We start from the raw sequence: 24,919 nt of genomic DNA on the forward strand, positions 1-24,919 counted from the left end.
TACACCCCTGCGGCGACTGCCGTCTTTATAAGCACGCTGAAGTTTTTCAGGCATTGGACGACTCTGGACAGGCGCCGTGTTGAGCTGGGCCTTGAATCAACAGTGATGGGGGCATGTTGATGGTTGAGTCTGATCAGACCTCGACCATGTGCAGTTCATTGATCAGCGCGTCAACCAGATCATTCATCGTGTTAAAGCGGCGCTGGCTGACTGTGCCAAGCGGGGGGTGATCAATATAAAACTGCGTGCCGTCGAGCATGACGGGTAAATCGTTGCGTCTGCTCTGTGCGTCCATGCAATGCATGACGGCTTGGCCGTGCGGTGAATCGATGATCGTGAACAGATTGGGGCTGTGGAGTCGTGTGAGCACGGTAAATGTCTGCAGTGAACTGGGAATGTGCAGCAACAGATCGCAGCGGATGCTTAAGGAATGCGTACGCAGGGGAGAGAGGATGATGACGCCAGGGTCACGTGTTGTACGCATGAGTAACGTAGGGAGCCTACTGGCCAGGCGAAGGCTGGTTCCACCAGTCAGTTCTGCCAACCCTGGGATACTTTGAAGCTTGCAAGTATGGGCAAGCCCGACCAAAGCTATCCAGCGATGTGGCCCCAGGGTCAGTTGATCGTGGGTAATTTTCTTGTAGGCAAAGAAATTGAACATCGACACCCGGTTCAACTGTTCGGGTAAAGTTCCTGCCGCCGCGGCCGGTGAGAGATCACCCGGTATGAGCATTGAACACGCCGTTGTGTCCAGTGCCATCACCTTCACGCCTTGCGCGTGCGCTTCTTGAGTCAACTGCAGGTAGCCATGATTGCTGGCCCTGTTGAAGCGTGAATCCAGCCACAGCAGGCGCTCTTTCAATAGTGTGGGCATTGGGGTCGTCGGTGATGCGTTGAAGGTATCCAGCAGCCCTTGATGGAGGTCTGTATTCAAAAACTCCATGTAAATGCTGTTCAGCGACTGCCGTTTGAGCGCTGGCATGTTTTCGATCAACAGTTGGCGGGCCAGGGGGTTCAGGTGGTTTTCTCCGATCACCAGACCGTTGCGCTGATTGAGCAAGTGTCCAAAAAGTGGTTCGGGCTCAAGTGTGTGCAGCGGCAATGCAAGCGGATTGGTTGGCGGATGAAACGTTCTGATAAACGTGGCTGAGTGCCTGCGCAGACGGGACTGAATCGCAAAGATGTGCAACACACTGGCTGAAGTGACCAGTTGCAGGGGCTGGGCCAGCTGGCTCAGGTTGAAGCCTCCCGCTAGCGTCTGATTAACCCCCGGTAGCGAGGCCAGATCAGCGGCCGGTAGTTCGTAATCCCGGTAGGTGGTTTCCAGTGGCCCTTTTTCCAACGGGTACATGCCTCCGCGAAGCCTGGGCAAGGCTTCGACGTGCCAGTTGTCCAGTGCCGCGTCCTCGACCAGCGGGTAACGCAAGGTTTTAAGTGCTGTGCCGGAGGGGTAAATAAAGCGGTTACCCTGAGCCACGTCGCTCAAGTAAAACCTGCCGTCCAGCAAGGCATATTGCTGCGCCGAGGTCTTGCTCTGGAACATATTCCCCCTGACATGATTCAAGTCCGCGCGGCGCACCTGCACCTCAAGCCCCGAGAGGTCGGGCGATGGCCGCAGTGGCGCAAGTGCACCGAGCCGGGTGACCACTTTGGGGCGATGAACCGCGCCGGTAATGGACCACAGAGCCTGGGCGGACGATTTTGAAGAACCTGCCTGCTTGAGCAGCAGAAATACCTTGGAGACATTGCGCAGCGTATTGAGCGTGCCGGCGATGGGCAACAGTGGGACCAGGTCCATCGCCAAGTCCCAACCGAAAGTGATTTTGTTCCAGAGTGATTGTTCTGCGACTTCGTCATTGCTGGTCGAGTCATGGTTGGCGTTGCGCCGCAATGTATCGACCTTCTGTTCATACAAGGCGTCGTGTAGTGGGGTGTTCACGGCAAAGAGGTGGATGTTCTCGAAAGGGTTCCTGACCCGGCTTCGGGCACTGAAGAGCAGTTCATGGAGCACTTTCTTGCGTTCAGTCAGTGCGGTTTGCCCGGTTTTTGACATACGTTGCAGGACATAACGACGCCAATCAGAGGACACGTCCCATTGTTGCTTCAGGAAATGCTGAAGGGCTTGCAGGTTTGCAAACTCCTTGCACGCCTGGCCATTCGGAGCGTCAGGGGCATACAGGATGACATGGGGCACAGGGTCGCGTTGTTCGAGGCTAATGATCAAGACGTCATTGAGGTCATAACCGTTTCGGGTGCCCGCGGAGTTGGCTATCACCAGTGAGCTAGCGACGACTTTATACCCGGCCACGGTCTTGCGGCTGCTCAGGGTATCGCCCTCGACAATTGCCTGAAGCCATTGGTAGCCACGGTGTCGCGGATGTGGCAGCAGACTGTCGGGGTCCAGTCGTGCGGTCAGCGCAGCGCACGCCAGGCTGGTGCGGTGTGCGTGCTTCCAGGCCTCGCGCACCTGGGAACCGTCAGTTAGAAACTGCTTTTGCAATAACTGGTCGTAAGCGCTGCTGACGTCGGCCCGGTGTATCAGCGATTTGAGAGAGGCTTCGTCGAACTCGATGAGCTGGCCGGAAGGTAAATGGACGCTGGCGGACAGGGTGGTCCGCGCTCCGGTAAATATCGTGTAGAAGCTGTAATCCCACGGGTCGATATTGCGCAAGGCCAAAGCGCTCAGCGTCAGGGTGAGGGTATGACTGGGGCGGGTTTGTGGATCGTCGGTGAACGGCACGTGGTCAGGGCCGGCACCTCCGGCGAGGCTGGCGGGGTTGAGGCTGTGGGTTATCCTGACTTGTATCGTGTCTGGGTCAATGGCCTGGCCGGGATGGTCTGCAGCCAGTTGGCGAATCAACTCAGCGCGAGCAAATGCCTGCAAGGTGGGGAGTTCAAGCGCCTTCAAGAGCCCGGCCAAGGTCTGATTTGCCGCACGCTCGGCGTTGATCAAACCATCCAGCGCCTGCTTGTCTGTGGCGCTGGCGTTCCGGTACCACACAGGCAAATTGGCCTCGATGTAGCGCCTACTGCGCGCCTGCATCCGACGCCTGATGTCCAGAAGCGGCCCGATATGTGCCAGGCGGTTGAACAGTTCGTAGACCTCCTTGCCGCGGGTTTGGTGTCGGGGGAGTTGACGCCAGCCATAGGCGATGTCCTGTTCTTGCAGGGTCAGCAGGGAGCGCACGCAATGCTCGAAAGGGTTGCCCTGAACAGGTGTGTAGCTAAAGCGCAGGGATGATTGTCGATAGCCTTGCGCACGAGCCTGGTCTTGCCAGTTGATCGTCATCAACAGTCCGTTGTTCTGGATGGGCTCGGCGAGGCGGGTGCGCAAGGCGTTATCCAGGGTCTGCAGTGACAGGTATGAGTCAAGGCCGGCATCGGGCGTGAAAAGCACAACGCTACCGAGGTCGGTATTGGCATACACATCACCTGTCGAGCCTTTGCTTGAGACGATAAACACCCCGGCCAAGGGCATGTCCGCCTGTTGGTCTTGCCCTTTGAGGGACACTGCAAAAATCGCCGGAGTTCGGGCTGGGTCCGAAGAGGGGCTGGCAAGCCGTTCGACCAGCGCCTTGCCTGTTGCATCAAGTGTTTGGTCGGCCACACGCAGTGCGGCCTCAGTCTGCAAAGACCTGCCCAGTTGCTCTGCGAGCCATTGGGCGCGGCTGAGTGAACTGCTGGGGGAAAACTTGGCATTCCAGAAACTGTCCAGTTGCTGTTGAAAGCACTGATCGGGTCTGCGGATCAGCGTATCGACAAACCGTTCGAAATCTGGGGTGCTGACGGTCGTCAGGTGAACGGTACGTTTGCGGGAGGAACCTTGCTCGTCGTAGATGGTTTTGGTCGAGTAGCGATACACCCGGTTGGGCGCTTCGAAGTCCTCACCGCCCCAGGGTGTGTTGTTGAACAAGTCGGGCAAAAGTTTAGGCGTGGCGGATTTAGGCAGTTCAAACAGTGTTGAGCCGGACAGCAGGGTGAGTTTGATGTTTTCTTCGTAATGCACAGCGTCCAGCGCGATGGGTAACGGGTGTTTGCGAAAGCCGCGTTGGACCTGGGCATGAAGCGCATCCATCAGTGCTTGCTGCGCGTCAGGCAACGCATTGAGCAAGGGTTGTAACGCGTTCTGATAGGCCAGTAATTGCTCCAGGCATTGCTGTTGCTGGGCCTGTGTCGCAGCGATGTCGGTATCGGAAGGGGTCATGTTTTCTCCTGGAAATGAATAACCAAAAGAAGACGCTACACAGATTCAGTGGCGTGGCTGACATAGGTAAATGGCACCCAGAACTGAGTTTGTCCTGATATTCGAGAGGTGATCGGCCCGTTGATACGTTTGAAGGCAATCGCTAGTCTCGGCAAGTTACCCTTTGGCGCTGGCAAGCATCATCTTGATGAAAGCGCGCTGAGTGGCCAGCCTTGGGCTTGTCGACACTGTGCGGCGGCGATTGCTGAATAGTTAAAAGTGATTGCGCTAACGGTTGCTGTTGTACTGGCAACGTGTAAGCGCGACGTCGATAGATAGGATGACTGCCATGAGTGAAATGGCAACCCTTGAACCGTCTGGAAAAGGACTTGAGCCAGCGTTATGGACATCTCATTAAGAACTGCCAACCTGAATGATATCGACGCTATTTTTGATATTCGGACCCGTGTGCGGGAAAACCATTTGTCTGTGGAGCAACTGGCAGAGATCGGTGTGACGCCAGACGCGATACGTGAGGCCATTGAGCAGGCGCCTTGCATCTGGATCGCGGAGGTGGAGGGTGTTCGCGCGGGGTTTTCCATGGCCGATATGGAAGAAGGATGCGTGTTTGCCGCTTTCGTACTGCCGCAATACGAGGGGCTCGGATTGGGCCGTTGTTTGATGGCCAAGGCAGAGGCATTTCTGTTTGAACAGCATCAGACGATATGGTTGGAAACAGCTGAGGCCAGTCGCGCCAACGGGTTTTATCGAGCGCTCGGCTGGCAACCTGTAGCGCTTTTGCCCGAGGGTGATATTCGCTTTGAAAAGAGCCTGCCCCAGTAGCAGATGACAAGCTTTGCAAGGCTACGTCCCGTTGATGCGCCCACTCGGCGTTCTTCTCAATTTGCCAAGTGGTTCAAGATGTCGTTGATTTAAGCCCGTCCCAGAGCACTGCGAACTTTTTTTTGTGACATTGCCGCCCTAAAATGGCGGCCTTGAATCGCTCATCGTGATTGGTCTTTCTGATACCCAAGGGGCTGCACCTCTATGACAACTACTTCCAAACCTCTGATCGTTATTACGGGTGCCAGCTCCGGGATCGGCCTGGCCACTGCGCGCTTGCTGTCGAGCGAAGGCCATCCATTGCTGTTGCTCGCCCGTCGCCTGGAACCCATGCAGGCACTGCAATTGCCTAATACCCTGGTCTTGTCTGTGGACGTGACTGACCGTGAAGCCGTGGTCAATGCCGTTAAACAAGCCGAGGAAAAATTTGGTCCGGTGGATGCCATCGTCAACAACGCGGGCGTGATGTTGCTGGGCAGCATGAGCGAACAAAACCCGTCGCAATGGGACACGATGCTCGACGTTAACGTCCGCGGCTTGCTCAATGGCGTGCTGGCAGTGGCCAGTGGCATGGTTGAGCGCAAGCACGGCACCATCATCAACATTGGCTCGGTGGCCGGGCACAAGACCTTCCCGAACCATGCGGTGTATGTCGGCACTAAATTCGCGGTGCACGGGCTTTCTGAAAACCTTCGTGAAGAGCTCTCGCCAAGCAATGTGCGCGTTGTGACCATCGCCCCAGGTGCGGTAGAAACCGAACTGCTGGGCCACACCACCGACGAAAGCATTAAGGACGGCTACCAGGAGTGGAAACAAGGCATGGGCGGGGTGGTGCTGTCTCCGGAAGATGTCGCCCGAGCCATCAGCTACGCCTATGCACAACCACAAGGCGTGTGCATTCGTGAAATCGTCATCGCTCCGACCCGCCAGGAGCCTTGATTCGCTGCACGGTGCTCATCTGCGCATGAGCACCTTTGCCCAGGCTGGACGACACTTGCGCACTGCGCGTAGATTGCCCGTCCGACTTTAGCTTGGGAAACATCCTTATGACTGATCGTCAACTCATCGTTCCAGATGCCATGAAATTACTGGCTGAGCGTGCCGGGTATGCGCCTGCAGTAAAAGTGGGTACCACGCTGTACTGCGCAGGCCAGGTGGGGCGCACACCGGACCTGACGGTGATCGAAGACCCTGAGCAGCAATTCCTGGCCGCCTGGGAGAACCTGCGCATCGTGCTCGCAGCCGGTGGCTGTGACTTTGAGGATGTGGTTGAAATGACCACGTATCACATCGACATGAGCCGCCATATGCCGCTGTTCAGAACGGTCAAGGACCGGCTTTTCCCCCGCAACACCTGTGCCTGGACGTGCATCGGTGTCAGTGAACTCGCCAGGCCCGGCTTGCTCGTGGAGATCAAGTGCATCGCCGTGCAGCGATCAGCCCGGGCAAGTGAACAGGCTTAAGGATTAATCCGCACCTATTCACGCCACGCATGCTATATACAGCTCCCCAAAAAAAGGAGCTGTAGCCATGGATATCAAATGCTCGGTGTTTATCGCCGCCAGTGTTGACGGTTTTATTGCCCGCCCGGATGGCGATATTGAGTGGCTTCACTTGCCAGAATACGAATGCCCCGCGTTGAACGGCCTCAGTTATGACGACTTTATGGCCAGCGTCGATGCCTTGGTCATGGGGCGAAAGACTCTGGACAAAGTGCTGTCCTTCCCTGAGTGGCCTTATGCAAACAAACCCGTGGTGGTGCTTTCCCGTCAGGGCGTGATATTGCCTGAATCTTTGCACGGCAAGGTCGAGGTAATGGCGGGCGAGCCAGCCGATATCGTGGCGCAACTGGCGGCCCGCGGCATGAAGCATCTGTACATCGACGGTGGCCAGATCGTTCAGGCTTTTCTCGCCGCTGGCCTGATCAACGAACTGGTCATTACTCGTATTCCGGTGTTGCTGGGCAAGGGCATCCCCTTGTTTAGCCAGTTGGGGACAGAGCAGAGTCTGCGCCTGATCGAATCGTCAGTGTCGGATAACGGCTTCGTCCAGACGCGCTATCAAGTGCGCTGATCACCTTTTAACGTCACTCCCCAAAATGCCAGGGCTGCCAGGCTGACGCTGCCACCGAGCACGCACACGCCCGTCCATCCATACAGTGTGTAAAGGGTGGTCGAGGCGAGTGCGCCCAGCCCGCTGCCCACGGCATAGAACAGCATGTAGCAGCCCACGATGCGGCTGTGTGAGCCAGTGCTGGCGCTGAAGATCATGCTTTGATTGGTCACATGAATGGCCTGTGCGCCCAGGTCCAGAATCACCACACCCAAGACCAGCCATGCGATGGAATAGGGAGTGAGCGCCAACAGCACCCATGCCAGTAGCAACAGCCCTAGCGACAGGCCGGTTGTCCATTGCCCAAGGCCTCTATCAGCCAGCACCCCGGCACGAGCCGCTGCCAACGCACCTACCACGCCGACCAGGCCGAAGCTGCCCAGGGTGGTATGTGAAAAGTTGTAGGGCGGATTCGTCAGCAGAAACACCAGCGCGCTCCAGAAAATACTCAGCACGGCAAAAATGAACAGTGCCAGCATGCCGCGTACCTGCAAAACCCGGTCATTTTTCAACAGCGTAAACATCGAAAACACCAGTTTCGGGTAGGGCATTGGTGCTGCTGATGGACGCTGCGGCACCAGGGATTTCCAAAGGGTAAATGCCAGCAGCAGCATCACCAGCGCGGCGCCCAGGTACACCCAGCGCCATCCGGCAATGTCGGCAATCAATCCGGCTGCCAGCCGCGACAGTAACAGGCCAATCACAACCCCGCCTTGAACCGTCCCCACCACACGACCGCGCTCCTGTGCCGAGCAGGCGGTTGCGGCATAGGCAATCAGCCCTTGTGTCATGGCCGTACCCAGCAGGCCAATGCCTAACATGCTGACTAACATCACAGCCGAGGAGTGGGTGATACCGACGCAAAACAGTGCGCCGATCAAGGTGACGATTTGCTTCAACATCAAAGACCGACGGTCCATCTGGTCACCCAATGGCACAATCAGCAACAGCGCGAGTACGCTGCCTATTTGAGTCGCGGTGATCACACCGCCCACGGCGGCCTGGCTAATGGCAAAGTCGGCAGCTACTTGATCCAGAAGCGGTTGGGCGTAATACACATTAGCCACACTTAATCCGCTGGCGCAGGCAAACAGCCCGACCAGCCCGCGTGGCATCGAGTGGGTTGGAGCACGAGAGGGCAGGGTATCCAGGGGTTGGCATTGATCTAGGGACATGATTAAACCTTCTGATAATCCAGTCTCAAAAAAAGACTTGTTTGATTCTAGGCTTGATAGTCTTAAAATGAAACTACTTTTGCGGATTCGCTCATAAGTCCGTCCCAAACAGTGGAGCTTGCATGGCCAAAACACACAGTAATTCAGCATCAGCGTGCCCAGTGGCAAGGACTGTGGACCTGATTGGAGATCGCTGGTCGTTGCTGATCGTGCGTGACGCCTTTGATGGCGTGCGCCGTTTTGGCGATTTTCAAAGTGGCCTGGGCGTGGCTCGCAGTGTCTTGACCCATCGCTTGAAAGCCCTGGTTGAAGCGGGAATTCTTGAAGTACGACCGGCCTCTGATGGCACCTCGTATCAGGAGTACGGGCTGACGGCTAAAGGCCAGCGCTTGTTTACCTTGGTGGTTGCCCTGCGCCAATGGGGCGAACAGCATTTGTTCGGGCCAGACGAAGCGCATTCGCTCCTCGTCGACACCGCCACGCAGCAACCGCTGGCCTTGATGCAGCCGATCGCTGCGGATGGGCGGGTGATTGCCCCGGATCAAACCCGAGTCAATAAGTTACCGGACTAGGCTTTTTACTCCCTGGTTAAAGTGGGTGCGGGCTATTCAGTCAAGGCGAGGTGAACAATGAGAATTGGTGAACTGGCGAAAATCAGTGGTCTGGCGCCTTCACGCATTCGCTTTTATGAAGCGAGCGGTCTGATCTCATCGGTCGTGCGTAAAGCCAATGGTTATCGCGACTATGCTCCCGAAACTCAGTGGGTACTTGAGATCATCACCGGCGCCCAGGCGGCGGGGTTTTCTTTGGAGGAAATCCGTCAATTGCTGCCGATGAAGGCAAACGACAGTCGCCATGACGAGTTGCTTGCCGGGCTCAAGCGCAAGGTTGCGGAGATAGAAGCCCTGCAACAGCGTCTGGCCCAGAACAAAGCGCAACTGCTTATGGTCATCGAGAGCGTCGAAAGCAAACCGCAAGGCATGGCGTGTGCGGACAATACCCAACTGCTGTTGCAGCGGCTGCGTGAAGAGGCCAAGGGAGGCCAGACAGCGTCACTGCTGCAAGACGGTTGATCAAAAAGCTATTGACCTTAAAGTTCACTTCAACCTTAAGGTGGTCAACATTCAACTGAGGACTGCCCCATGAATGTGTTCGCCACCCTGCAACTTCCCAACGGCTCGACCCTCAACAACCGCATCGCCAAGGCGGCCATGGAAGAGAACATGGCAGACGCCGAGCATGCACCTTCCCAAGCACTGATGCGCCTTTACCAAGCGTGGGCTGACGGCGGTGCCGGCCTGATCATCTCGGGCAACGTTATGGTCGACGGCCGGGCCATGACCGGGCCAGGCGGTGTGGTTTTGCAAGATGACCGGCAACTGGACAGGTTTAAACGCTGGGCGCAGACAGGTCGCTCGGGCGGTGCGCAGTTTTGGGTGCAGATCAATCATCCAGGCCGTCAGATGCAGGCCAATCTCGGACAAACCACCTGGGCACCGTCTGCCGTCGCGCTGAACCTGGGCAACCTGTCCAAGCATTTCGCCGTACCCCGGGCGATGACGCAGAGCGTGATTCAAGACGTGATCCAGCGGTTCGCACGTACTGCACAGTTAGCCGAGCAAGCAGGCTTCAACGGCGTGCAAATCCATGCGGCGCACGGCTACTTGCTCAGTCAGTTTCTGTCACCGCTCAGCAACCAGAGAACGGACGAGTGGGGCGGCTCCCTGGAGAACCGCGCGCGACTGCTGATAGAAATCGTCAAGTCGGTGAGGGCGGTGGTCTCCAAGGATTTTGCGGTAGCGGTCAAACTCAACTCCGCCGACTTCCAGCGCGGAGGCTTTAGCGCCACTGACGCCAAAAGAGTGGTTGAGTGGCTTAACGACCTAAATGTGGACCTGGTGGAATTGTCAGGTGGCAGCTATGAAGCCCCGGCGATGCAGGGTCAAGCGCGCGATGGCAGCACATTGGCCCGCGAGGCTTACTTTGTGGACTTTGCTCGAGACATCCAGACCGTCGCCCACATGCCGGTGATGGTCACGGGGGGGGGGCGGCGGCTTCCCATTGCCGAAGCGGTGATCCAGAGTGGAGTAGACATGGTGGGCGTTGGCACGGCCTTGGCCCTCGATCCCAATCTGCCGCGAGACTGGCAGCAAGGCAAAGACAGCGCTCCACAATTGCCCCCGATCTCCTGGAAAAACAAAGCCATCGCCGCCTTGGCCGCCATGGCGCGGGTCAAGTATCAACTGCGCAAACTGAGCCAGCATAAAAAGCCCGATCTTACTGTCTCGCCGCTGCGCGCACTGATCGTGCAACAGATGGGGATGGTCTGGCGCACGCGCCAATATCGGCGGTGGGTGGGTAGTAAAGCGTTCAGCCGGTCATAGCCGATTGGCTACACGCTCGTGTAGTCGCTGACGAGGAGCGAAAGCGGTGCACGAGGCTATGTCCGAACTGCCCGTGTGATCAAGAGCCTGGATGCGATCATTTGCGTCGCGGCCTTGGTGCGACGCCGAACAGTTGTTCCCTGGCGCAGGCCCAGGCGAGGTGCAGCCCCGTGCGCAATGCCACTGCATCGAGGGTCAAGAAGCGCACGCTGACCCCGCAATCGTTGGGCAGCGCGCTGACGCCCACGTAACTGTCGGGCAGGTTGCTCAAGGTATCGCGCAGGCGCGTCTTGAGCGTGTCGATCGGCAGGTCATGACCTATCAGCATGAAGGTCCCCAGCGCCTGCATCCCTTCGCTGACCCCAGGTAATCGGCGGCGCATGTCGTGCCCGGTCAGCGCCAGGCGATCGCCTGCCAACACCCGGCCGTCTGGGGTGTGCACGTGCAGGTCGGCTCGATAGGCGTCGAAAATCCCTGGGTTGCCTTCAGGTGCGTGCAGGCAGAACGCGTCACAAAGCATCACCCTGGCCGCGGGGTGCAGGGTCACGTCGACCCGGCTGTGCAGGTTGGCGTGGGGAAACAGGATTGTCGTCATCGGCAGGTATTCGAGCAAGGCGCCGCTCTTGGCTTCAAGGCTGACCACCTGCTGCGCTGGCTGTTCGAGCATGCTGTGTACGACGGTGGCGGCGCCGGTGCTGATGTGTGCCTGGCTACCGGGTTCAGCCTGTACCTGCACGTGCAGGTGCTCCCCCGCGAAGATGCCCCCCGAACACGATTGCAGGTACACCGCTGCCATGCCAGGTGGATCATCGGGCAGTTTGAGGGTACGGCCCAGATGAAACGGGTAGCCAACCTGCTGTTTAGAAATGTAGCTGCCACCATTGGGGGTTTGGCTGAACGTAATCCGCGCCTGTGGATCGACGGATTCGGTCAAGGGACGAAACAACGTCTGAGGTGCGTTCAAGGGCTATCGAACAGCACAGCGCGGCTAATGGCATCGACCACCGCATCGACGCCTTCGCCCGTGGCGCAGTTGGTGAACAGTACCGGCTTCGCGCTGCGTGCCTCGGCGGATTCACGACGCATGCGTACCAGATCGACCCCGACATAGGGGGCCAGATCGTATTTGTTGACGACCAGCAGGTCGCAACTGAGTACTCCTGGCCCTCGTTTTCTCGGAATGTCATCGCCCCCTGCAACGTCGATCACGAAGATCCAGTAATCCACCAAGTCCAGGGAAAAGGTCGACGCCAGGTTATCACCGCCGGATTCGATCAGAATCAGGTCCAGGCCGGGGAAGCGCGCTTCAAGCTCGTCCGCCATCTGCAGGTTCAGCGTCGGGTCTTCGCGGATCGCTGTGTGCGGGCAGGCGCCGGTCTCCACCGCGCGCACCCGCTGCGGGTCGATCAGGCCGCTGCGCCTGACTCGCTCGGCATCCTCGCGGGTCACCAGGTCGTTGGTGATCACCGCAAGCTCCGTGCCTCGCGCGATAAAGCGCGGGATCAGCTGTTCCAGCAGACGGGTCTTGCCCGAGCCGACCGGCCCACCGATCCCCACTCTTGCAGCACCGGGATGTGGGACCGGCTCGGCGACCGGCAGTGCATTGACACGGTTATTCATCATCGGGCTCCTTGTACCAATAGGGTTCAGCGCAGCATGTAGCGCTGGGCCAACGGGACTTCGCTGACCGGCTCGCAGGTCAGGCGCTGGCCATCGGCATATACGTCAAAAGTCTGCGGATCGACCCTGATTTCTGGGCAGGCGTCGTTGTGCAACATGTCGGATTTGCGCAAGGTGCGGGTGCCGATGGCCGGTAGCAGGGCTTTTTTGAGGCCCAGTTTCGCGGCTGTGTCGCTCTCTACGGCCAGACGATTGACGAAATTCACCGACAGCGCCTGTTTGGCCTCGCCGAACGCGCCCCACTGAGGGCGCATCATCAATGGCTCGCAGGTATAGAGCGATGCCGCCGAATCCCCCATCACGGCGTTAACGATGAAACCACCCTTGACCACCAGTTCCGGCTTGATCCCGAAGAACGCCGGACGCCAGAGCACCAGATCGGCGATTTTGCCCGGCTCCAGCGAGCCAATGTAGCGGTCTATGCCGAACACCCGTGCTGCGTTGATGGTGTATTTGGCGATGTAGCGTTTGATCCGTTCGTTGTCGCCCAGCGCAGTGTTTTCCTCTGGCAGGCGGCCGCGCTGGTCCTTCATCTTCGAGGCCAGTTGCCAGGTGCGGCAGATCACTTCATTGATTCGGCCCATGCCCTGGCTGTCCGAACCCAGGATCGAGATCGCGCCGGTGTCATGCAGGATGTCCTCGGCGGCGATGGTTGGCGGGCGCACCCGTGATTCGGCGAAGGCGACGTCTTCCGGCACGTCGGGATTGAGGTGATGACAGACCATGATCATGTCCAGGTGCTCATCGAACGTGTTCACGGTGTAGGGGTTGGTCGGGTTGGTGGAGGAGGGGATGCAGTTGGGCTTGCCGGCCACACTGATGATGTCTGGCGCATGCCCGCCGCCCGCACCCTCGGTGTGATACATGTGAATGGTGCGATCGCCGATGGCTGCCAGGGTGTCTTCCAGAAATCCCGATTCATTGAGGGTGTCGGTGTGCAGTTGCACCTGGAAATCGTATTCGTCGGCGACCTTCAGGCAGGTGTCGATCACTGCCGGCATCGCGCCCCAGTCTTCGTGAATCTTCAAGCCCAGGCAGCCACCGCGCAGTTGCCCGAGCAACGATTCGGGTTTGCTGGAGTTGCCACGCCCCAGAAAACCGAAATTGACCGGCCAGGCTTCGGAGGCTTGTAGCATCTTGCCCACGTTCCATTCACCGCCGCAGTCGATGCCTACCGTGATCGGGCCCAGCGAACCGCCGATCAGAGTCGTCAGCCCTGCCGCCAGGGCGTGCTCGCACAGCTGCGCAGAGTCGAAATGCACATGCACATCGATGCCTCCGGGGGTGACGATCAGGCCTTCGGCGTCGCGCACAGTGGTCGCCACGCCGCAGATCAATTGCGGGTGCACACCGTCCATGACCTGTGGATTGCCGGCTTTGCCGATGGCGACGATCTTGCCGTCCATGATGCCGATATCACCTTTGACGATGCCGATCACAGGGTCGATGATCAACGCATTGCAGATCAGCATGTCCAGCGCTCCGTCGTCGCTGTCGTGACCCGGCATCAGGCCCATGCCATCGCGCAGTGTCTTGCCGCCGCCGTGCAGGCATTCGTCGCCCGGCACCGAGTAATCAAACTCGACCTCGGCCAGCAGCGAGGTGTCGCCCAAGCGTACGGCGTCGCCAACGGTGGGGCCGTACATCGCGGCGTATTCTTTGCGGGTCATTGTTGCCATGCTTCAGACCCCCTTGAAGTGTTGAGCACGAGCGCGGTCCAGTGCTGCGGCCTTGCAGGCGGGATCGTGCAGGTTGCCGTTGGTCAGGCCGCTGAAGCCGTGGATGTCGCCACTGCCGCCAAACTGCACCAGTTGCACCTCGCGCAACTCACCGGGCTCGAATCGCACGGCAGTTCCGGCCGGGATATCCAGATGCATGCCGAAGGCGAGTTCCCTGGGGAAATCCAGCGCCTTGTTGACCTCGAAAAAGTGATAGTGGCTGCCGATCTGCACCGGGCGGTCACCGGTGTTGATCGCGCGCAGTGTGACTGTGGGCCGGCCGCAGCTGAGCTGAATGTCGCCCTCTGGCGAGATGATCTCCCCTGGCGTCGGCATGATCTTGAGTGCCAGTCGGCCGGGGCGGATCGGCTGATGCACGGTGACCAGCTTGGTGCCGTCAGGAAACGTGCCTTCCACCTGCAGCACCGGCAGCAGGTCGGCGACACCGGGCATTACGTCGTCGGTGGTCAGGATGGTCGAGCCCAAGCCAATCAGCTCGGCGACGCTACGACCTTCGCGCGCGCCTTCGAGAATTTCGTCGGCGATCAGGGCGCTGGCTTCCGGAAAATTCAGGCGCAGGCCCTTGGCGCGGTGTTTGCGCGATAGCTCAGCGGCGGTATATAGCGTCAGCCGTTCGAGTTCTGTTGGGGTCAGCAGCATGTTCAAGCTCCTGTGTTGACGGCAGGCACAGAGCCTATCGCTTCAATTGGCAAAAAGTCGGAGTGCCTGGGTTTCGTGACGCATCACGGCAATCTCTGCCATGGGGGTAAAACCGCAGGCGTCTTCAAGCTCGGGTATGGGGCGAGTGAGGATGTCCATCAACAGCGGCTGGATAGTGGTCAGCACCCTCTGTGCATCCAGATGGCCCATGACGCCCAGGCGTACGGCGGCACTGACCAGCCCCGTGCACAGTCCATGAGCGGCGGCCAGTTGGCAGTGGTCGTGGTCCATGCCCAGTCGTTGCCAGAGCAACCCTTGCACCACGGCCAGATGCCCCGGTGCATTGCCCGCCAGCACACACCGCTGGTAGCCCTCGGCGCCCGGGGTGGCCAAGGCCACATGCACACCCAGCAGTGACTGACCCACACGGCGTGAGCCCAGGCGTAGTTCTTCGGCCAGGGTCAAGGCCTCGACCTGTGCATCCAGTGCACATAGCCCCTGAGTATCGGTGGCCGCGTACCAGGCTGCGGACAGGAAGGCCCGGTCGAAACTGGCCCAACGGTGGCGCAGTTGGCCCTCGACGAATCCACTCACCTGAGCACTGCGATCCCGATGCACGCCCCGTTGGCGACGAGGGGCCGAGATTTCTGTGCTCAGACGACCATCGGCTACCAGCGTCTCCAGCCCCCATGACCAGGCCACCGCGCCCCCCGGGAAAAAGCTGTCGGCCTGTTGCAATGCCAACAGGCTGCTGTGCAGCGAGTTCATGAACGCGACACCCGGCCGTCGGCCAACATCGGTGCGAGGCGCTCCAGGTAGTCAGCTTCCGGGCCATGCAGCGGAATCTGTAGCTGGTCATCGGCGAAACGCACTTTCCAGTGCATGTTGCCTGCGAAATACCCCAGTTCCAGCGCCGCGCCCGCATCGCGAGGGCGCAGCGTCAGGTACTGCTGGTCCTGCATCTGCACGACGATGGCGCGCTCATGGTCGAGCATCAGCACCGAGCCATTGCGCAGCTGTTGGTGGCGCTCAAGCCGAATGGCGCAGTCGGTGCCACGGTCACTGGCCAGGCGCAGGCGATGACGCTGGATGTCGCTGGCCGAAAGGATCAGGGTTTCGACCTGACCGTTGTGGTCCAGGTCGTGCAGCCGCTCGGCCAGAGCCGGGTCGCTGACCTGGCCAAGGATGCGATCGAGTATCAACATGGTGGGTTCTCCCGTGTCGAATCAGATGGTCAGGTAGCGCAGGATGCGCTCGCAGTCCACGGTTTCACGGACTTCGCTGTGGACGAATTCGCCTTTCTCGATGATCAGGTAACGGTCGGCCACTGCCATGGCGAACGACAGCACCTGCTCGGAGACGATCAAGGAAAACCCTCGCTCTTTTTTCAGCAGGTTCAGGGCTCGGGCGATGTCCTTGATGATCGACGGCTGGATACCTTCGGTGGGTTCGTCGAGGATCAGCACCTTGGGGTTGGAAACCAGCGCGCGGGCGATGGCCAGCTGTTGCTGCTGGCCACCGGACAGATTGCCGCCTTTGCGACGGCGCATATCGAACAGCACCGGGAAATACTCGTAGATGTAGTCGGGAATCGGCGCGGCCGGTGCGCCCTGCATACCGGTCATAATGTTCTCTTCGACGCTCAGGTAGGGAAAGATCATCCGGCCCTGAGGCACAAACCCGACGCCTGCCGCGACCCGGTCGTAACTCTTGCGTCCGGTCAGTTCCTCGCCCGCAAGTTTGATGCTGCCACTGCGTGCGGGGAGCATGCCCACCAGACTCTTGAGCAGGGTGGTCTTGCCCATGCCATTGCGTCCCATGATCGCCAGGGATTCGGCGGGCGCCAGATTCAGGTTCAGACTGCGCAGCACGTGGCTATCGCCGTAATACACGTTGAGGTTATTGACGGTCAGCATGCTCAGTGCCCCAGATAGACGTCGATGACGCGAGGATCGTTTTGCACCTGATCCATCGAGCCGTAGGCCAGGGTCTTGCCCTGATGCAGAACGGTGACTTTGTCAGCCACCGATTTCACGAACTCCATGTCGTGTTCAATGATGACCATGGCGCGACCCTTGGCGATCTGTTTGAGCAAGCCTGCGGTTTTTTCTCGCTCGCCCGCGCTCATGCCTGCCACCGGCTCGTCCAGCAACAGCAGTTCGGGGCGTTGCATCAGCAGCATGCCGATTTCCAGCCATTGCTTCTGACCGTGGGACAACAGCCCGGCCTTGCGACCCAACTGGTCGTGCAGAAAGATCATCTCGGCGGTGCGTTCGATTTCAGCCTGCAAGGCCTTGTCCTTGCGGGCGAACAGGCAGTTGAAGATGCCGCGCTTGTCCGGTGAGGAGATGTCCAGGTTCTCGCGCACAGTGAGGTCTTCGTACACCGAGGGGTTCTGGAATTTGCGACCGACACCGGCGCGCGTGATCTGGTACTCGATCATGTTGGCCAGTTGCAGATCCTTGAACCGGATGCTCCCGGCACTGGGGCGAGTCTTGCCACAGATCATGTCCAGCAGCGTGGTCTTGCCGGCGCCGTTAGGGCCGATCACCACGTGCACCTGATTTTCCTCAACGTAGAAGTTGAGGCCGTCCACGGCTTTGAAGCCATCGAATGACACGGTCAGGTCTTCGATACTCAATAGCATCGCGCTCATGACTGCACCTCCTTGTTGCTTAGGCGTTGCAGCAGCCCCGCCAGACCGGACGGCAGGAACAGCACCACGCCCATGAACAGAAAACCGATGAAGTACTGCCAGAAGTTGACGAAGTTTTCCGACAGGTAAGTCTTGGCCACGCCGATCAGCAGCGTGCCGTAAACCGCGCCCACCAATGACAGACGCCCGCCCAAGGCTGCATAGATGACGATTTCGGTGGACGGAATGATGCCCACCAGCGAAGGGGAGGCGAGGCCGACCTGGAGTGTGAACATCACTCCGCCCAGAGCCGAAATCAGTGCTGCGACGGCAAAGATGAATGCCTTGAACAGGGCCGTGTTGTAGCCGGAAAAGCGCACCCGGTCTTCCCGGTCACGAATGGCCACCACCACTTTGCCCAGTCGGCTGCGCAGAATGAACCCACACAGCGCCACGCAGCCGAGCAACAGCAGGGTGGTGATGAGGTACAGGATCCAGGGTGTTTGCGGGGTTTGCAGGCTCAGGCCGAAGGCGGTCTTGAAGTCAGTCAGGCCATTGACGCCGCCGGTGTAGCCTTGCTGGCCGATGATCATGATCGACATGATCGCCGCCAGGGACAGGGTGATGATCGAGAAGTACACACCGCCCACGCGTTTTTTGAAGTACGCGTAGCTGAACGCGAACGCCAGCAGGGTCGGAAGGATCAGGATCGCGGCGATAGTGAAGGTCGCCGATTCGAATGGTTTCCACCACCAGGGCAAGGCATCGACACTGTTCCAGATCATGAAATCGGGCAGGGCCGAACCATAGAACTCAGCCAGGGCGCTGGCCGCTTCATCGGTGGCGGTCGCTTCCAGCTTCAGGTACATGGCCATCATATAACTGCCCAGGCCAAAGAAGATGCCCTGGCCCAGGCTGAGAATTCCGCCGTAGCCCCAGATCAGCACCATGCCTAATGCGCAGAACGCCAGGCTCAGGTATTTGCCTGTCAGCCCCAGGCGAAAATCCCCCAGGCTCAGGGGCAAAATGACCAGCAACAGGATCGACAACCAGATCAGGCCGTGTCGTTCCATCAGTGGCAACCAGCTCGCAATGAGCCGGCGCGAGCCACCGGAGGGCGCCTCTGGCTGGGTAGCCGGCTTTTCAGTCACGTCATTCATTTCAGCGTCTCACTTTCGCGGCAAACAAGCCGTTGGGGCGGAAGAACAGCAACACAATCACCACCATCAGGGTGATCGCCTTGGCCATGGAGCCGGTGGTCAGATACTCCAGCGAGATCTGCGTCTGGCCGATGGCAAAGGCGGAAAGAAAAGTCCCGAGCAGGCTTTCGACGCCGCCGAACACGACCACGATGAACGTATCCACCAGGTATTGCTGGCCGCTTACGGGGCCTGTTGAAGCGAGCATGGTGAAGGAGCTGCCGGCAATCCCTGCGAGACCACAACCCAGTGCGAATGTGACCGCGTCGACGCGAGCGGTGTTGATTCCAGCGGCGCCGGCCATGGCGCGGTTCTGGGTGACGGCGCGGATGCGCAGCCCCCAACGGCTGCGGTACAGGAACAAAAACACGGCACCGGCAATGACGAATGTCAGGCCTATGATGAAAATCCGGTTGAGGGGCAACTCCAGTCCCTCACTGATAGTCCAGGCGCCTTGCAGCCACTCTACGGTCGGCACGCTGACTTCCTTGGGGCCGAACACCTGGCGAAACACTTGCTGCAGCACCAGCGACAGGCCCCAGGTGGCGAGCAAGGTATCCAGCGGGCGGTTGTACATGAAGCGGATGAAGCAACGTTCGAGCAGAAAACCGAAGGCAAAGGTCACCACGAAGGCGACACCGATACCGAAGATGAAGTACCAGCCCATGTACTCGGGTAAATAGCGCTGAAACACCAGCGATGTGACATAGGTCATGTACGACCCCATCGCCATCAGCTCACCGTGGGCCATGTTGATCACGCCCATCAGGCCGAAGACGATGGTCAGTCCCAGCGCCATCAGCACCAGTACTGAGAACAGCGAGAATCCGCTGAACACCTGCATTATCAAAATATCGAGAGTCATTACGTTACTACCTGTCGCTGCTCATGGGCGGACCCGTTTCAGGAACCCTGGGTGACCGCTGGCGCGAGGTGAGTCGCGCCGGGTCTGCTTTACAGCTTCGGGAATGGGTTGGGCTCGATCGGCTCGGACTCGTAGACCACATCGACCTGGCCCTGGGCGTTGATGGTGCCGATGCGCGCACGCTTCCACAGGTGGTGGTTATCCTTGTGGACTTTGACCTCGCCTTCAGGCGCATCCAGGGTCAGCTCCGAAGAGGCAGCGATCACGGCCGGGACGTCGAAGCTGTTGGCTTTCTCCACGGCTTTCTTCCACAGGTACACCGCGGTGTAGGCCGACGCCATCGGATCGCCCACCACACGTTTTTCGCCATAACGAGCCTTGAATGCCGCGACAAATTTTTCGTTGACCGGATTTTTCAGGCTCTGGAAGTAGCTCATGCAGGTCAGAAAACCGGTGAGGTTTTCGGCGCCGATGCCGGTGACTTCTTCCTCAGTCACAGCCAGGGCCATCAACGTCTGGTTGTTGCTGTCGATGCCTGCGGCCTTGAGCTGTTTGTAGAACGCCACGTTGGAGCCGCCGACGACGGTCGACAGGACGATATCGGGCTTGGCGGCCTTGATCTTGTTGATCACCGAGGAGAACTCGATGTTACCCAGCGGCAGGTAGTCCTCACCCACGATCGAGCCGCCATGCTTGGTCACCGACGCGCGGGCCAGCTTGTTGGTGGTGCGCGGCCAGATGTAGTCCGAGCCCACCAGATATACGCTCTTGCCTTTGTTGGCCATCAGCCAGCTGACCGCGGCCAGCGTCTGCTGCGAGGCTTCGGCGCCGGTGTAAATGATGGCCGGGGACTTCTCCAGCCCTTCGTAGAACGTCGGGTAGTACAGCAAGCCCTTGTTACGTTCGAACACTGGCAGCACGGCTTTGCGCGAGGCTGAGGTGTGGGCGCCGAACGTAGCCACCACATGGTCCTTTTCCAGGAGCTTGCGCGCTTTTTCAGCGAAGATCGGCCAATCGCTGGCGCCGTCTTCGACGATCGGTTCGATGGTCTTGCCCAGCACACCGCCACTGGCGTTGATCTCTTCAATGGCGAGCTTTTCCGCGTCCGCCACCGAGGCCTCGCTCATGGCCATGGTACCGGTGAGTGAGTGGATGATCCCCACTTTGACGGTTTCTGCCGCTTGCACCTGGCTGGCCAGGCAGAGCGGCAGCAGGCTGAAGGCCCCTATTAACAGGGCATGCTTGATCACACGGCGCTTGTCGTTGTTCATTTTTTCTCCCCAGGAATAAAAAAAGCCCGACGTCCCAGTTAAATGATTAACCGGGAGGTCAGGCTTTTTGTGCCGAATCTGGCGGGACGACGGTGTCCGATCCAGTCGTACGCCAGGTGTCTCCCTACTTGCCAAGCGGGCGTAGGGCAGACAGCCGGCGCGATGTCTCGGGAGAGTATTTGCAAGGGCGGTGCCAATTGCCGATGAAGGCACCATCAGGGGCCAGCGGGCATAACGATCGGCATTCCCTGCATTTATTGCACGCTTGGCGGGTCATGCGCCGATTTGGGGCGGGGCGTCTGGTTGTGCACCAAAAGCGTGAAGGCTTGATCGGTGCTGTGCGTCCAGCATTGTCCTGCTGATGGTCCGTTCACTCTAGGCGTGGCTCCACGATCAGGCGGCTGGAGAGCGAGTGGCCCGCATTCTGCATGAGAGCACGGCATCACCCTCGCAGGGTTCCTTGCCGCACGCCCGTTTCCGGCAGGTGCGGAAGGCTCCCCGCATGGCCGGTCCCGACAGCGCAGTCGCACCGGTTTCAGGCACAAGCCGCCTGAGAGCAGCCGTTGAATACACGGCCACCGCTCAACAACGCATTGCACAATGACTCTTTGCAGATGGCCCGCGCCTGACGGACGCCGGGCGTCTGATCACACATTGAACAAGGTTGATAGGCATGGTTGACCAGGCGATCCGCATAGGCGGTCTGTTTTCCGACACTGGCGTCACGGCAGCCGCCGAGGGCTCGACAATGCGCGGTGCGCAATTCGCAATCGAGCAGATCAACGCAGCGGGTGGCGTCGGGGGGCGGCCTCTGGAACTGGTTACCCGCAACCCCGATTCGACCCCCGCGTTGTATGCCATGCATGTCGAGTCGTTGATCCGCGAGGAAAATCTGCGGTTCTTCTTCGGTTGCTTCACTTCGGCTGCGCGCAAGGCTGCGCTGCCGATCGTGGAACGCTACGACGCGCTGTTGATGTACCCGGTGTATTACGAAGGTTTCGAGTATTCGCGCAACATCATCTACACCGGCGCAACACCCAACCACAACGCGGTGCCGCTGGGCAATTACATGCTCGAGAACTTCGGCAACCGGGTGTTGATGATTGGCTCCGAGTACGTCTATCCCTACGAAACCAACCGATTGATGAGCGACCTTCTGTATGAGCGCGGCGGCACCAAGCTCGGTGAGTATTACCTGCCGCTCAAGAACGCCCAGCCCAAGGATTTCGCCAAGCTGATGGTCAAGGCCAGGGAGCTCAGGCCGTCGTTTATTTTCTCCACGGTCGTGGGCGAGAGCATGGCGCACTTGTATCAAGCCTATGCCGACGCCGGTTTTGATCCGGCCGTGATGCCCATCGCCAGCCTGACCACCAGCGAGACCGACATCAAGCAGATGGGGGCTCATCTGGGGGCAGGGCACATTTCGGCAGCGACCTATTTCCAGTCGGTGGACACTGCGTTAAACCGCCAGTGCATCGCGCAATACCGTGCACTGTTCGGTCAGGAGCAGGTCACCGACCGATGCTGGGAGGCTGCCTATTTTCAGGTGCACCTGCTGGCCAAGGCAATTCTCAGTGCAGGCAGTACCGAAGTCGATGACGTGCTGCAAGCCATGCGCGGTCTCGAATTCGAGGCGCCTCAAGGGCGCGTCAGGGTCGACGCGCACAACCATCACACCTACCTTTATTCGCGCATCGGACGGGCCAATGCTCTGGGGCAGTTCGACATTCTTTATGAAAGCCAGAACGCCCTCAAACCCGATCCATACGCTATCGCGCCGCGCCAGAACGAGTGGTCGAGTGATACCGGGAGGGCGCTATGACCTTGCGTGCGGCAAAGAAACGACAACGCAATGTCAGTAGTTCGGGGATCAAGGCTCTGCGCGACATAAGCGTGCTGGTGGTGCACCCGGATGACGACGATGGCCGCAACCTGATCGAACAGCTGCAGCGCATCGGCTGTCAGGTGCGTGTGCAGTGGCCGATTCCCGAGAGGCTCAACACCGAAGTGGACGTGATCGTGCTTGCCGTATCCCCGGAAAGCCTTTCGACCAATACGCCCTGGTTGCTGTACGCCAGCACCCCGCCGATCATTCCGGTAATCGCCTACGAAAATCCGATTATTGTCGAGGCGTTGGTGCAGCTCAACGCCAGTTCGGTGATCCCGTCGCCAGTTCGCTCGTTCGGTCTGCTCACGGCGTTGGCGCTGACCTTGAGTCAATCGCGCAAGGCCCGTGAGCGCGAAAAACACGTCAAGCGACTGGAAGGCCGGATGGCCGTGATGCGCACCGTACAGCAGGCCAAGATCATCCTCATCGAGACCAAGGGAATGTCGGAGGCCGAGGCTTATAACGCCTTGCGTGATCAGGCCATGGCCAAACGCGAGCCAGTGGAGAAGATCGCCAAAGCGCTGGTCAAGGCCCATGAGTTGTTGCAAAAAGCCTGTTCCTGAGCGTCGGCCCCAAGAGGCCTGACCCTCTTCTGCGTGGAGGCTTGCCATACGCCCTTGATCGGCAAGTATGGATCACCGCGTGGCGACCGGACTGGACAACGGAGTCCTCCGGAACGAACCGCTACCTGCGCATTCGCGCAGTGGGTTCGAGTCAATGGCTGCCTGGTCACGGGCAGTCCTTAACCGATATCTGGAGAGCCACCATGTCTGTAAAACGCCCGAGCAAAGCCGATTTTCTGATCGCCGCCGAAGACCACAGCTATCACCTGAACGACAGTCAGATGGAGTCCTTCCTCAGTCTGGCTGATGAGACTCTTGGCTCCTACGACGCCATTGACAAACTGTATGCCCAAACCATCGCGCAGCAGCCGCCCGTGCGTGAATTCAGCAAGGCACCGGAGGCCGATAATCTTCATGGTGCCTGGTACGTGAAAACCCATATCACGGGCGCTGCCCAAGGCCCGCTGGCCGGCAAGACCGTGGTCATCAAAGACAATGTCTCGGTGGCTGGCGTACCCATGGCCAACGGCTCGCTCAGCCTGGATGGTTACATTCCGTCAGAAGATGCGACCGTGGTTAAACGTCTGCTCGCCGCTGGCGCGACAGTAGTGGGCAAGTCGGTCTGCGAGGATCTGTGCTTCTCCGGCGCCAGCTTCACCGCTGCCAGTGGCCCTGTTAAAAATCCATGGGACCAGACCCGCAATGCCGGCGGTTCATCCAGCGGCAGCGCAGTGCTGGTTGCGCTCGATGAGGTCGACATGGCGATCGGTGGCGATCAGGGAGGCTCGATCCGCATGCCTTCGGCCTGGAGCGGCATCGTCGGTCACAAGCCCACCTACGGCCTGGTGCCTTATACCGGGACTTTCCCGATCGAAAGGACCATCGATCATGTCGGCCCGATGGCCAACAGCGTGCATGACGTGGCCGTGATGCTCGATGTCATCGCCGGGGCCGATGGCCTCGACTCCCGGCAGAAGAACCCGCCAGCCGTTGCCTGTGTCGCCACGCTTGATCAGGGCGTGGCGGGCCTCAGAATTGGCGTGCTGCGTGAAGGTTTCGCGATTCCCGGGGTATCCGAGGTGCAGGTGGATGCTCAGGTCAAAGCAGCAGTCGCCCAACTGCAAAGCCTCGGTGCGACGGTCGGCGAAGCCAGCGCGCCCTGGCATTCGGGGGTCGCAATGGATATGTGGAAGGTCATTGCCACCGATGGCGCGGCGTATCAGATGCTACAGGGCAACGGCTATGGCATGAACGTGGACGGCTATTACGATCCGGACATCATGAGCTACTTTGGTGCCAAGCGTCGCGAGCACGCCGATGCGTTGTCCAGCACCGTTTGCGCTGTGGCCTTGACCGGTCACTACAGCCTGAAAAACCTGCACGGCGCCTACTACGCGAAGGCGCGCATGCTGGTGCCGGAACTCACTCGTCAATACGACGAGGCGCTCAAGGATTTCGATGTGCTGGTGCTGCCAACCATGCCCTTCGTGGCGACGCCGCTGACCGCAGCCGATGCGCCGATCGAGGAGTACGTGCACAGCGCGCTGAGCATGCTGACCAACACTGCACCGTTCGACCTCACTGGCCACCCGGCGACTTCGATTCCTACAGGCCTGGCTGATGGCTTGCCGGTGGCGATGATGATCGTCGCCCCACGGTTTCAGGACGCTTTGGCCTTGCGCGTGGCTCAGGCCTACGAGCAAGCCCGTGGTCCATTCCCTAAACCGCCACGTCGTTAAGCAG

23 protein-coding genes are annotated in these 24,919 nt (G+C 59.3%); 10 read left to right on the forward strand and 13 right to left on the reverse strand.

The genetic code is table 11. The annotated features are described in order from the left end of the window. Window positions 1-133 precede the first annotated feature (133 nt). A complete protein-coding gene (locus NTD86_RS07970; protein ID WP_262201644.1) occupies window positions 134-4,204 on the reverse strand; it encodes a membrane-targeted effector domain-containing toxin in 4,071 nt (1,356 codons plus the stop codon). Window positions 4,205-4,585: 381 nt separating this feature from the next. On the opposite strand from NTD86_RS07970, the gene NTD86_RS07975 reads away from it, so the two are divergent. From NTD86_RS07975 to NTD86_RS07990, 4 genes are all read left to right on the forward strand, one after another. After that, the gene (locus tag NTD86_RS07975) at window positions 4,586-5,026 is read left to right on the forward strand and encodes a GNAT family N-acetyltransferase (protein WP_262201645.1); all 441 of its coding nucleotides are present in this window, start codon (window positions 4,586-4,588) and stop codon (window positions 5,024-5,026) included. A 204-nt stretch (window positions 5,027-5,230) separates the two neighbouring features. Further along, window positions 5,231-5,965, forward strand: a complete 735-nt coding sequence (locus NTD86_RS07980; RefSeq protein ID WP_262201646.1) for an SDR family oxidoreductase — start codon at window positions 5,231-5,233, stop codon at window positions 5,963-5,965. A gap of 107 nt (window positions 5,966-6,072) precedes the next feature. Then, complete coding sequence (locus tag NTD86_RS07985; RefSeq protein WP_262201647.1) at window positions 6,073-6,489, forward strand: RidA family protein; 417 nt, start codon at window positions 6,073-6,075, stop codon at window positions 6,487-6,489. 67 nt (window positions 6,490-6,556) lie between these two features. After that, window positions 6,557-7,099 carry a dihydrofolate reductase family protein gene (locus NTD86_RS07990; protein ID WP_262201648.1) on the forward strand — a complete coding sequence of 181 codons (543 nt, stop codon included), beginning with the start codon at window positions 6,557-6,559 and terminating at the stop codon, window positions 7,097-7,099. Here the strand turns inward: NTD86_RS07990 and NTD86_RS07995 are convergent. After that, window positions 7,087-8,313 carry an MFS transporter gene (locus tag NTD86_RS07995; protein ID WP_262201649.1) on the reverse strand — a complete coding sequence of 409 codons (1,227 nt, stop codon included), beginning with the start codon at window positions 8,311-8,313 and terminating at the stop codon, window positions 7,087-7,089. The two genes, NTD86_RS07990 and NTD86_RS07995, sit on opposite strands and share 13 nt — an antisense overlap. A gap of 122 nt (window positions 8,314-8,435) precedes the next feature. Between NTD86_RS07995 and NTD86_RS08000 the strand changes: the two genes are divergently transcribed. The 3 genes from NTD86_RS08000 to NTD86_RS08010 all read left to right on the forward strand — a co-directional run bounded on the left by NTD86_RS08000 (window position 8,436) and on the right by NTD86_RS08010 (window position 10,697). Then, window positions 8,436-8,885 (forward strand): winged helix-turn-helix transcriptional regulator, encoded by a 450-nt coding sequence (locus NTD86_RS08000; protein ID WP_262201650.1) that lies wholly within the window; start codon window positions 8,436-8,438, stop codon window positions 8,883-8,885. Between the two features lie 57 nt (window positions 8,886-8,942). Then, window positions 8,943-9,386 (forward strand): MerR family transcriptional regulator, encoded by a 444-nt coding sequence (locus NTD86_RS08005; RefSeq protein ID WP_262201651.1) that lies wholly within the window; start codon window positions 8,943-8,945, stop codon window positions 9,384-9,386. 69 nt (window positions 9,387-9,455) lie between these two features. Then, window positions 9,456-10,697: an NADH:flavin oxidoreductase/NADH oxidase family protein gene (locus tag NTD86_RS08010; protein ID WP_262201652.1), complete on the forward strand. Its 1,242-nt coding sequence runs from the start codon at window positions 9,456-9,458 to the stop codon at window positions 10,695-10,697. A 97-nt stretch (window positions 10,698-10,794) separates the two neighbouring features. Here the strand turns inward: NTD86_RS08010 and NTD86_RS08015 are convergent, their stop codons facing one another. The 11 genes from NTD86_RS08015 to urtA form a co-directional block, all read right to left on the reverse strand. After that, a complete protein-coding gene (locus NTD86_RS08015) occupies window positions 10,795-11,661 on the reverse strand; it encodes an urease accessory protein UreD (protein ID WP_410016963.1) in 867 nt (288 codons plus the stop codon). Further along, on the reverse strand, window positions 11,658-12,317 hold the full coding sequence (gene ureG / locus NTD86_RS08020) for an urease accessory protein UreG (RefSeq protein ID WP_262201653.1): 660 nt from the start codon (window positions 12,315-12,317) through the stop codon (window positions 11,658-11,660). The genes NTD86_RS08015 and ureG overlap by 4 nt, the downstream gene beginning before the upstream one ends. A 26-nt stretch (window positions 12,318-12,343) precedes the next feature. Then, a complete protein-coding gene (gene ureC / locus NTD86_RS08025) occupies window positions 12,344-14,056 on the reverse strand; it encodes an urease subunit alpha (RefSeq protein WP_262201654.1) in 1,713 nt (570 codons plus the stop codon). Between the two features lie 3 nt (window positions 14,057-14,059). After that, the gene (locus NTD86_RS08030) at window positions 14,060-14,755 is read right to left on the reverse strand and encodes an urease subunit beta (RefSeq protein ID WP_262201655.1); all 696 of its coding nucleotides are present in this window, start codon (window positions 14,753-14,755) and stop codon (window positions 14,060-14,062) included. Between the two features lie 42 nt (window positions 14,756-14,797). Next, a complete protein-coding gene (locus NTD86_RS08035; RefSeq protein ID WP_262201656.1) occupies window positions 14,798-15,523 on the reverse strand; it encodes an urease accessory protein UreF in 726 nt (241 codons plus the stop codon). Then, a complete protein-coding gene (gene ureE / locus NTD86_RS08040) occupies window positions 15,520-15,960 on the reverse strand; it encodes an urease accessory protein UreE (protein ID WP_262201657.1) in 441 nt (146 codons plus the stop codon). The genes NTD86_RS08035 and ureE overlap by 4 nt, the downstream gene beginning before the upstream one ends. Before the next feature lie 21 nt (window positions 15,961-15,981). After that, window positions 15,982-16,671 carry an urea ABC transporter ATP-binding subunit UrtE gene (urtE, locus tag NTD86_RS08045; protein WP_262201658.1) on the reverse strand — a complete coding sequence of 230 codons (690 nt, stop codon included), beginning with the start codon at window positions 16,669-16,671 and terminating at the stop codon, window positions 15,982-15,984. Window positions 16,672-16,673: 2 nt separating this feature from the next. After that, window positions 16,674-17,411: an urea ABC transporter ATP-binding protein UrtD gene (urtD, locus tag NTD86_RS08050; protein ID WP_262201659.1), complete on the reverse strand. Its 738-nt coding sequence runs from the start codon at window positions 17,409-17,411 to the stop codon at window positions 16,674-16,676. Further along, the gene (gene urtC, locus NTD86_RS08055) at window positions 17,408-18,550 is read right to left on the reverse strand and encodes an urea ABC transporter permease subunit UrtC (RefSeq protein ID WP_262201660.1); all 1,143 of its coding nucleotides are present in this window, start codon (window positions 18,548-18,550) and stop codon (window positions 17,408-17,410) included. The genes urtD and urtC overlap by 4 nt, the downstream gene beginning before the upstream one ends. 1 nt (window position 18,551) lies before the next feature. Further along, window positions 18,552-19,454 carry an urea ABC transporter permease subunit UrtB gene (gene urtB / locus NTD86_RS08060; RefSeq protein ID WP_262201661.1) on the reverse strand — a complete coding sequence of 301 codons (903 nt, stop codon included), beginning with the start codon at window positions 19,452-19,454 and terminating at the stop codon, window positions 18,552-18,554. An 89-nt stretch (window positions 19,455-19,543) separates the two neighbouring features. Beyond that, on the reverse strand, window positions 19,544-20,725 hold the full coding sequence (urtA, locus tag NTD86_RS08065; protein ID WP_262201662.1) for an urea ABC transporter substrate-binding protein: 1,182 nt from the start codon (window positions 20,723-20,725) through the stop codon (window positions 19,544-19,546). 673 nt (window positions 20,726-21,398) lie between these two features. On the opposite strand from urtA, the gene NTD86_RS08070 reads away from it, so the two are divergent. The 3 genes from NTD86_RS08070 to NTD86_RS08080 all read left to right on the forward strand — a co-directional run bounded on the left by NTD86_RS08070 (window position 21,399) and on the right by NTD86_RS08080 (window position 24,915). Next, window positions 21,399-22,547: a transporter substrate-binding domain-containing protein gene (locus tag NTD86_RS08070; protein WP_262201663.1), complete on the forward strand. Its 1,149-nt coding sequence runs from the start codon at window positions 21,399-21,401 to the stop codon at window positions 22,545-22,547. Then, window positions 22,544-23,176: an ANTAR domain-containing response regulator gene (locus NTD86_RS08075; protein ID WP_262201664.1), complete on the forward strand. Its 633-nt coding sequence runs from the start codon at window positions 22,544-22,546 to the stop codon at window positions 23,174-23,176. Before NTD86_RS08070 ends, NTD86_RS08075 begins: the two co-directional genes overlap by 4 nt. A 203-nt stretch (window positions 23,177-23,379) precedes the next feature. Beyond that, window positions 23,380-24,915 carry an amidase gene (locus NTD86_RS08080; protein ID WP_262201665.1) on the forward strand — a complete coding sequence of 512 codons (1,536 nt, stop codon included), beginning with the start codon at window positions 23,380-23,382 and terminating at the stop codon, window positions 24,913-24,915. The last annotated feature ends 4 nt before the right edge of the window (window positions 24,916-24,919 follow it).

The organism is Pseudomonas sp. 7P_10.2_Bac1 (assembly GCF_025465935.1).
Taxonomy (GTDB): Bacteria; Pseudomonadota; Gammaproteobacteria; order Pseudomonadales; family Pseudomonadaceae; genus Aquipseudomonas.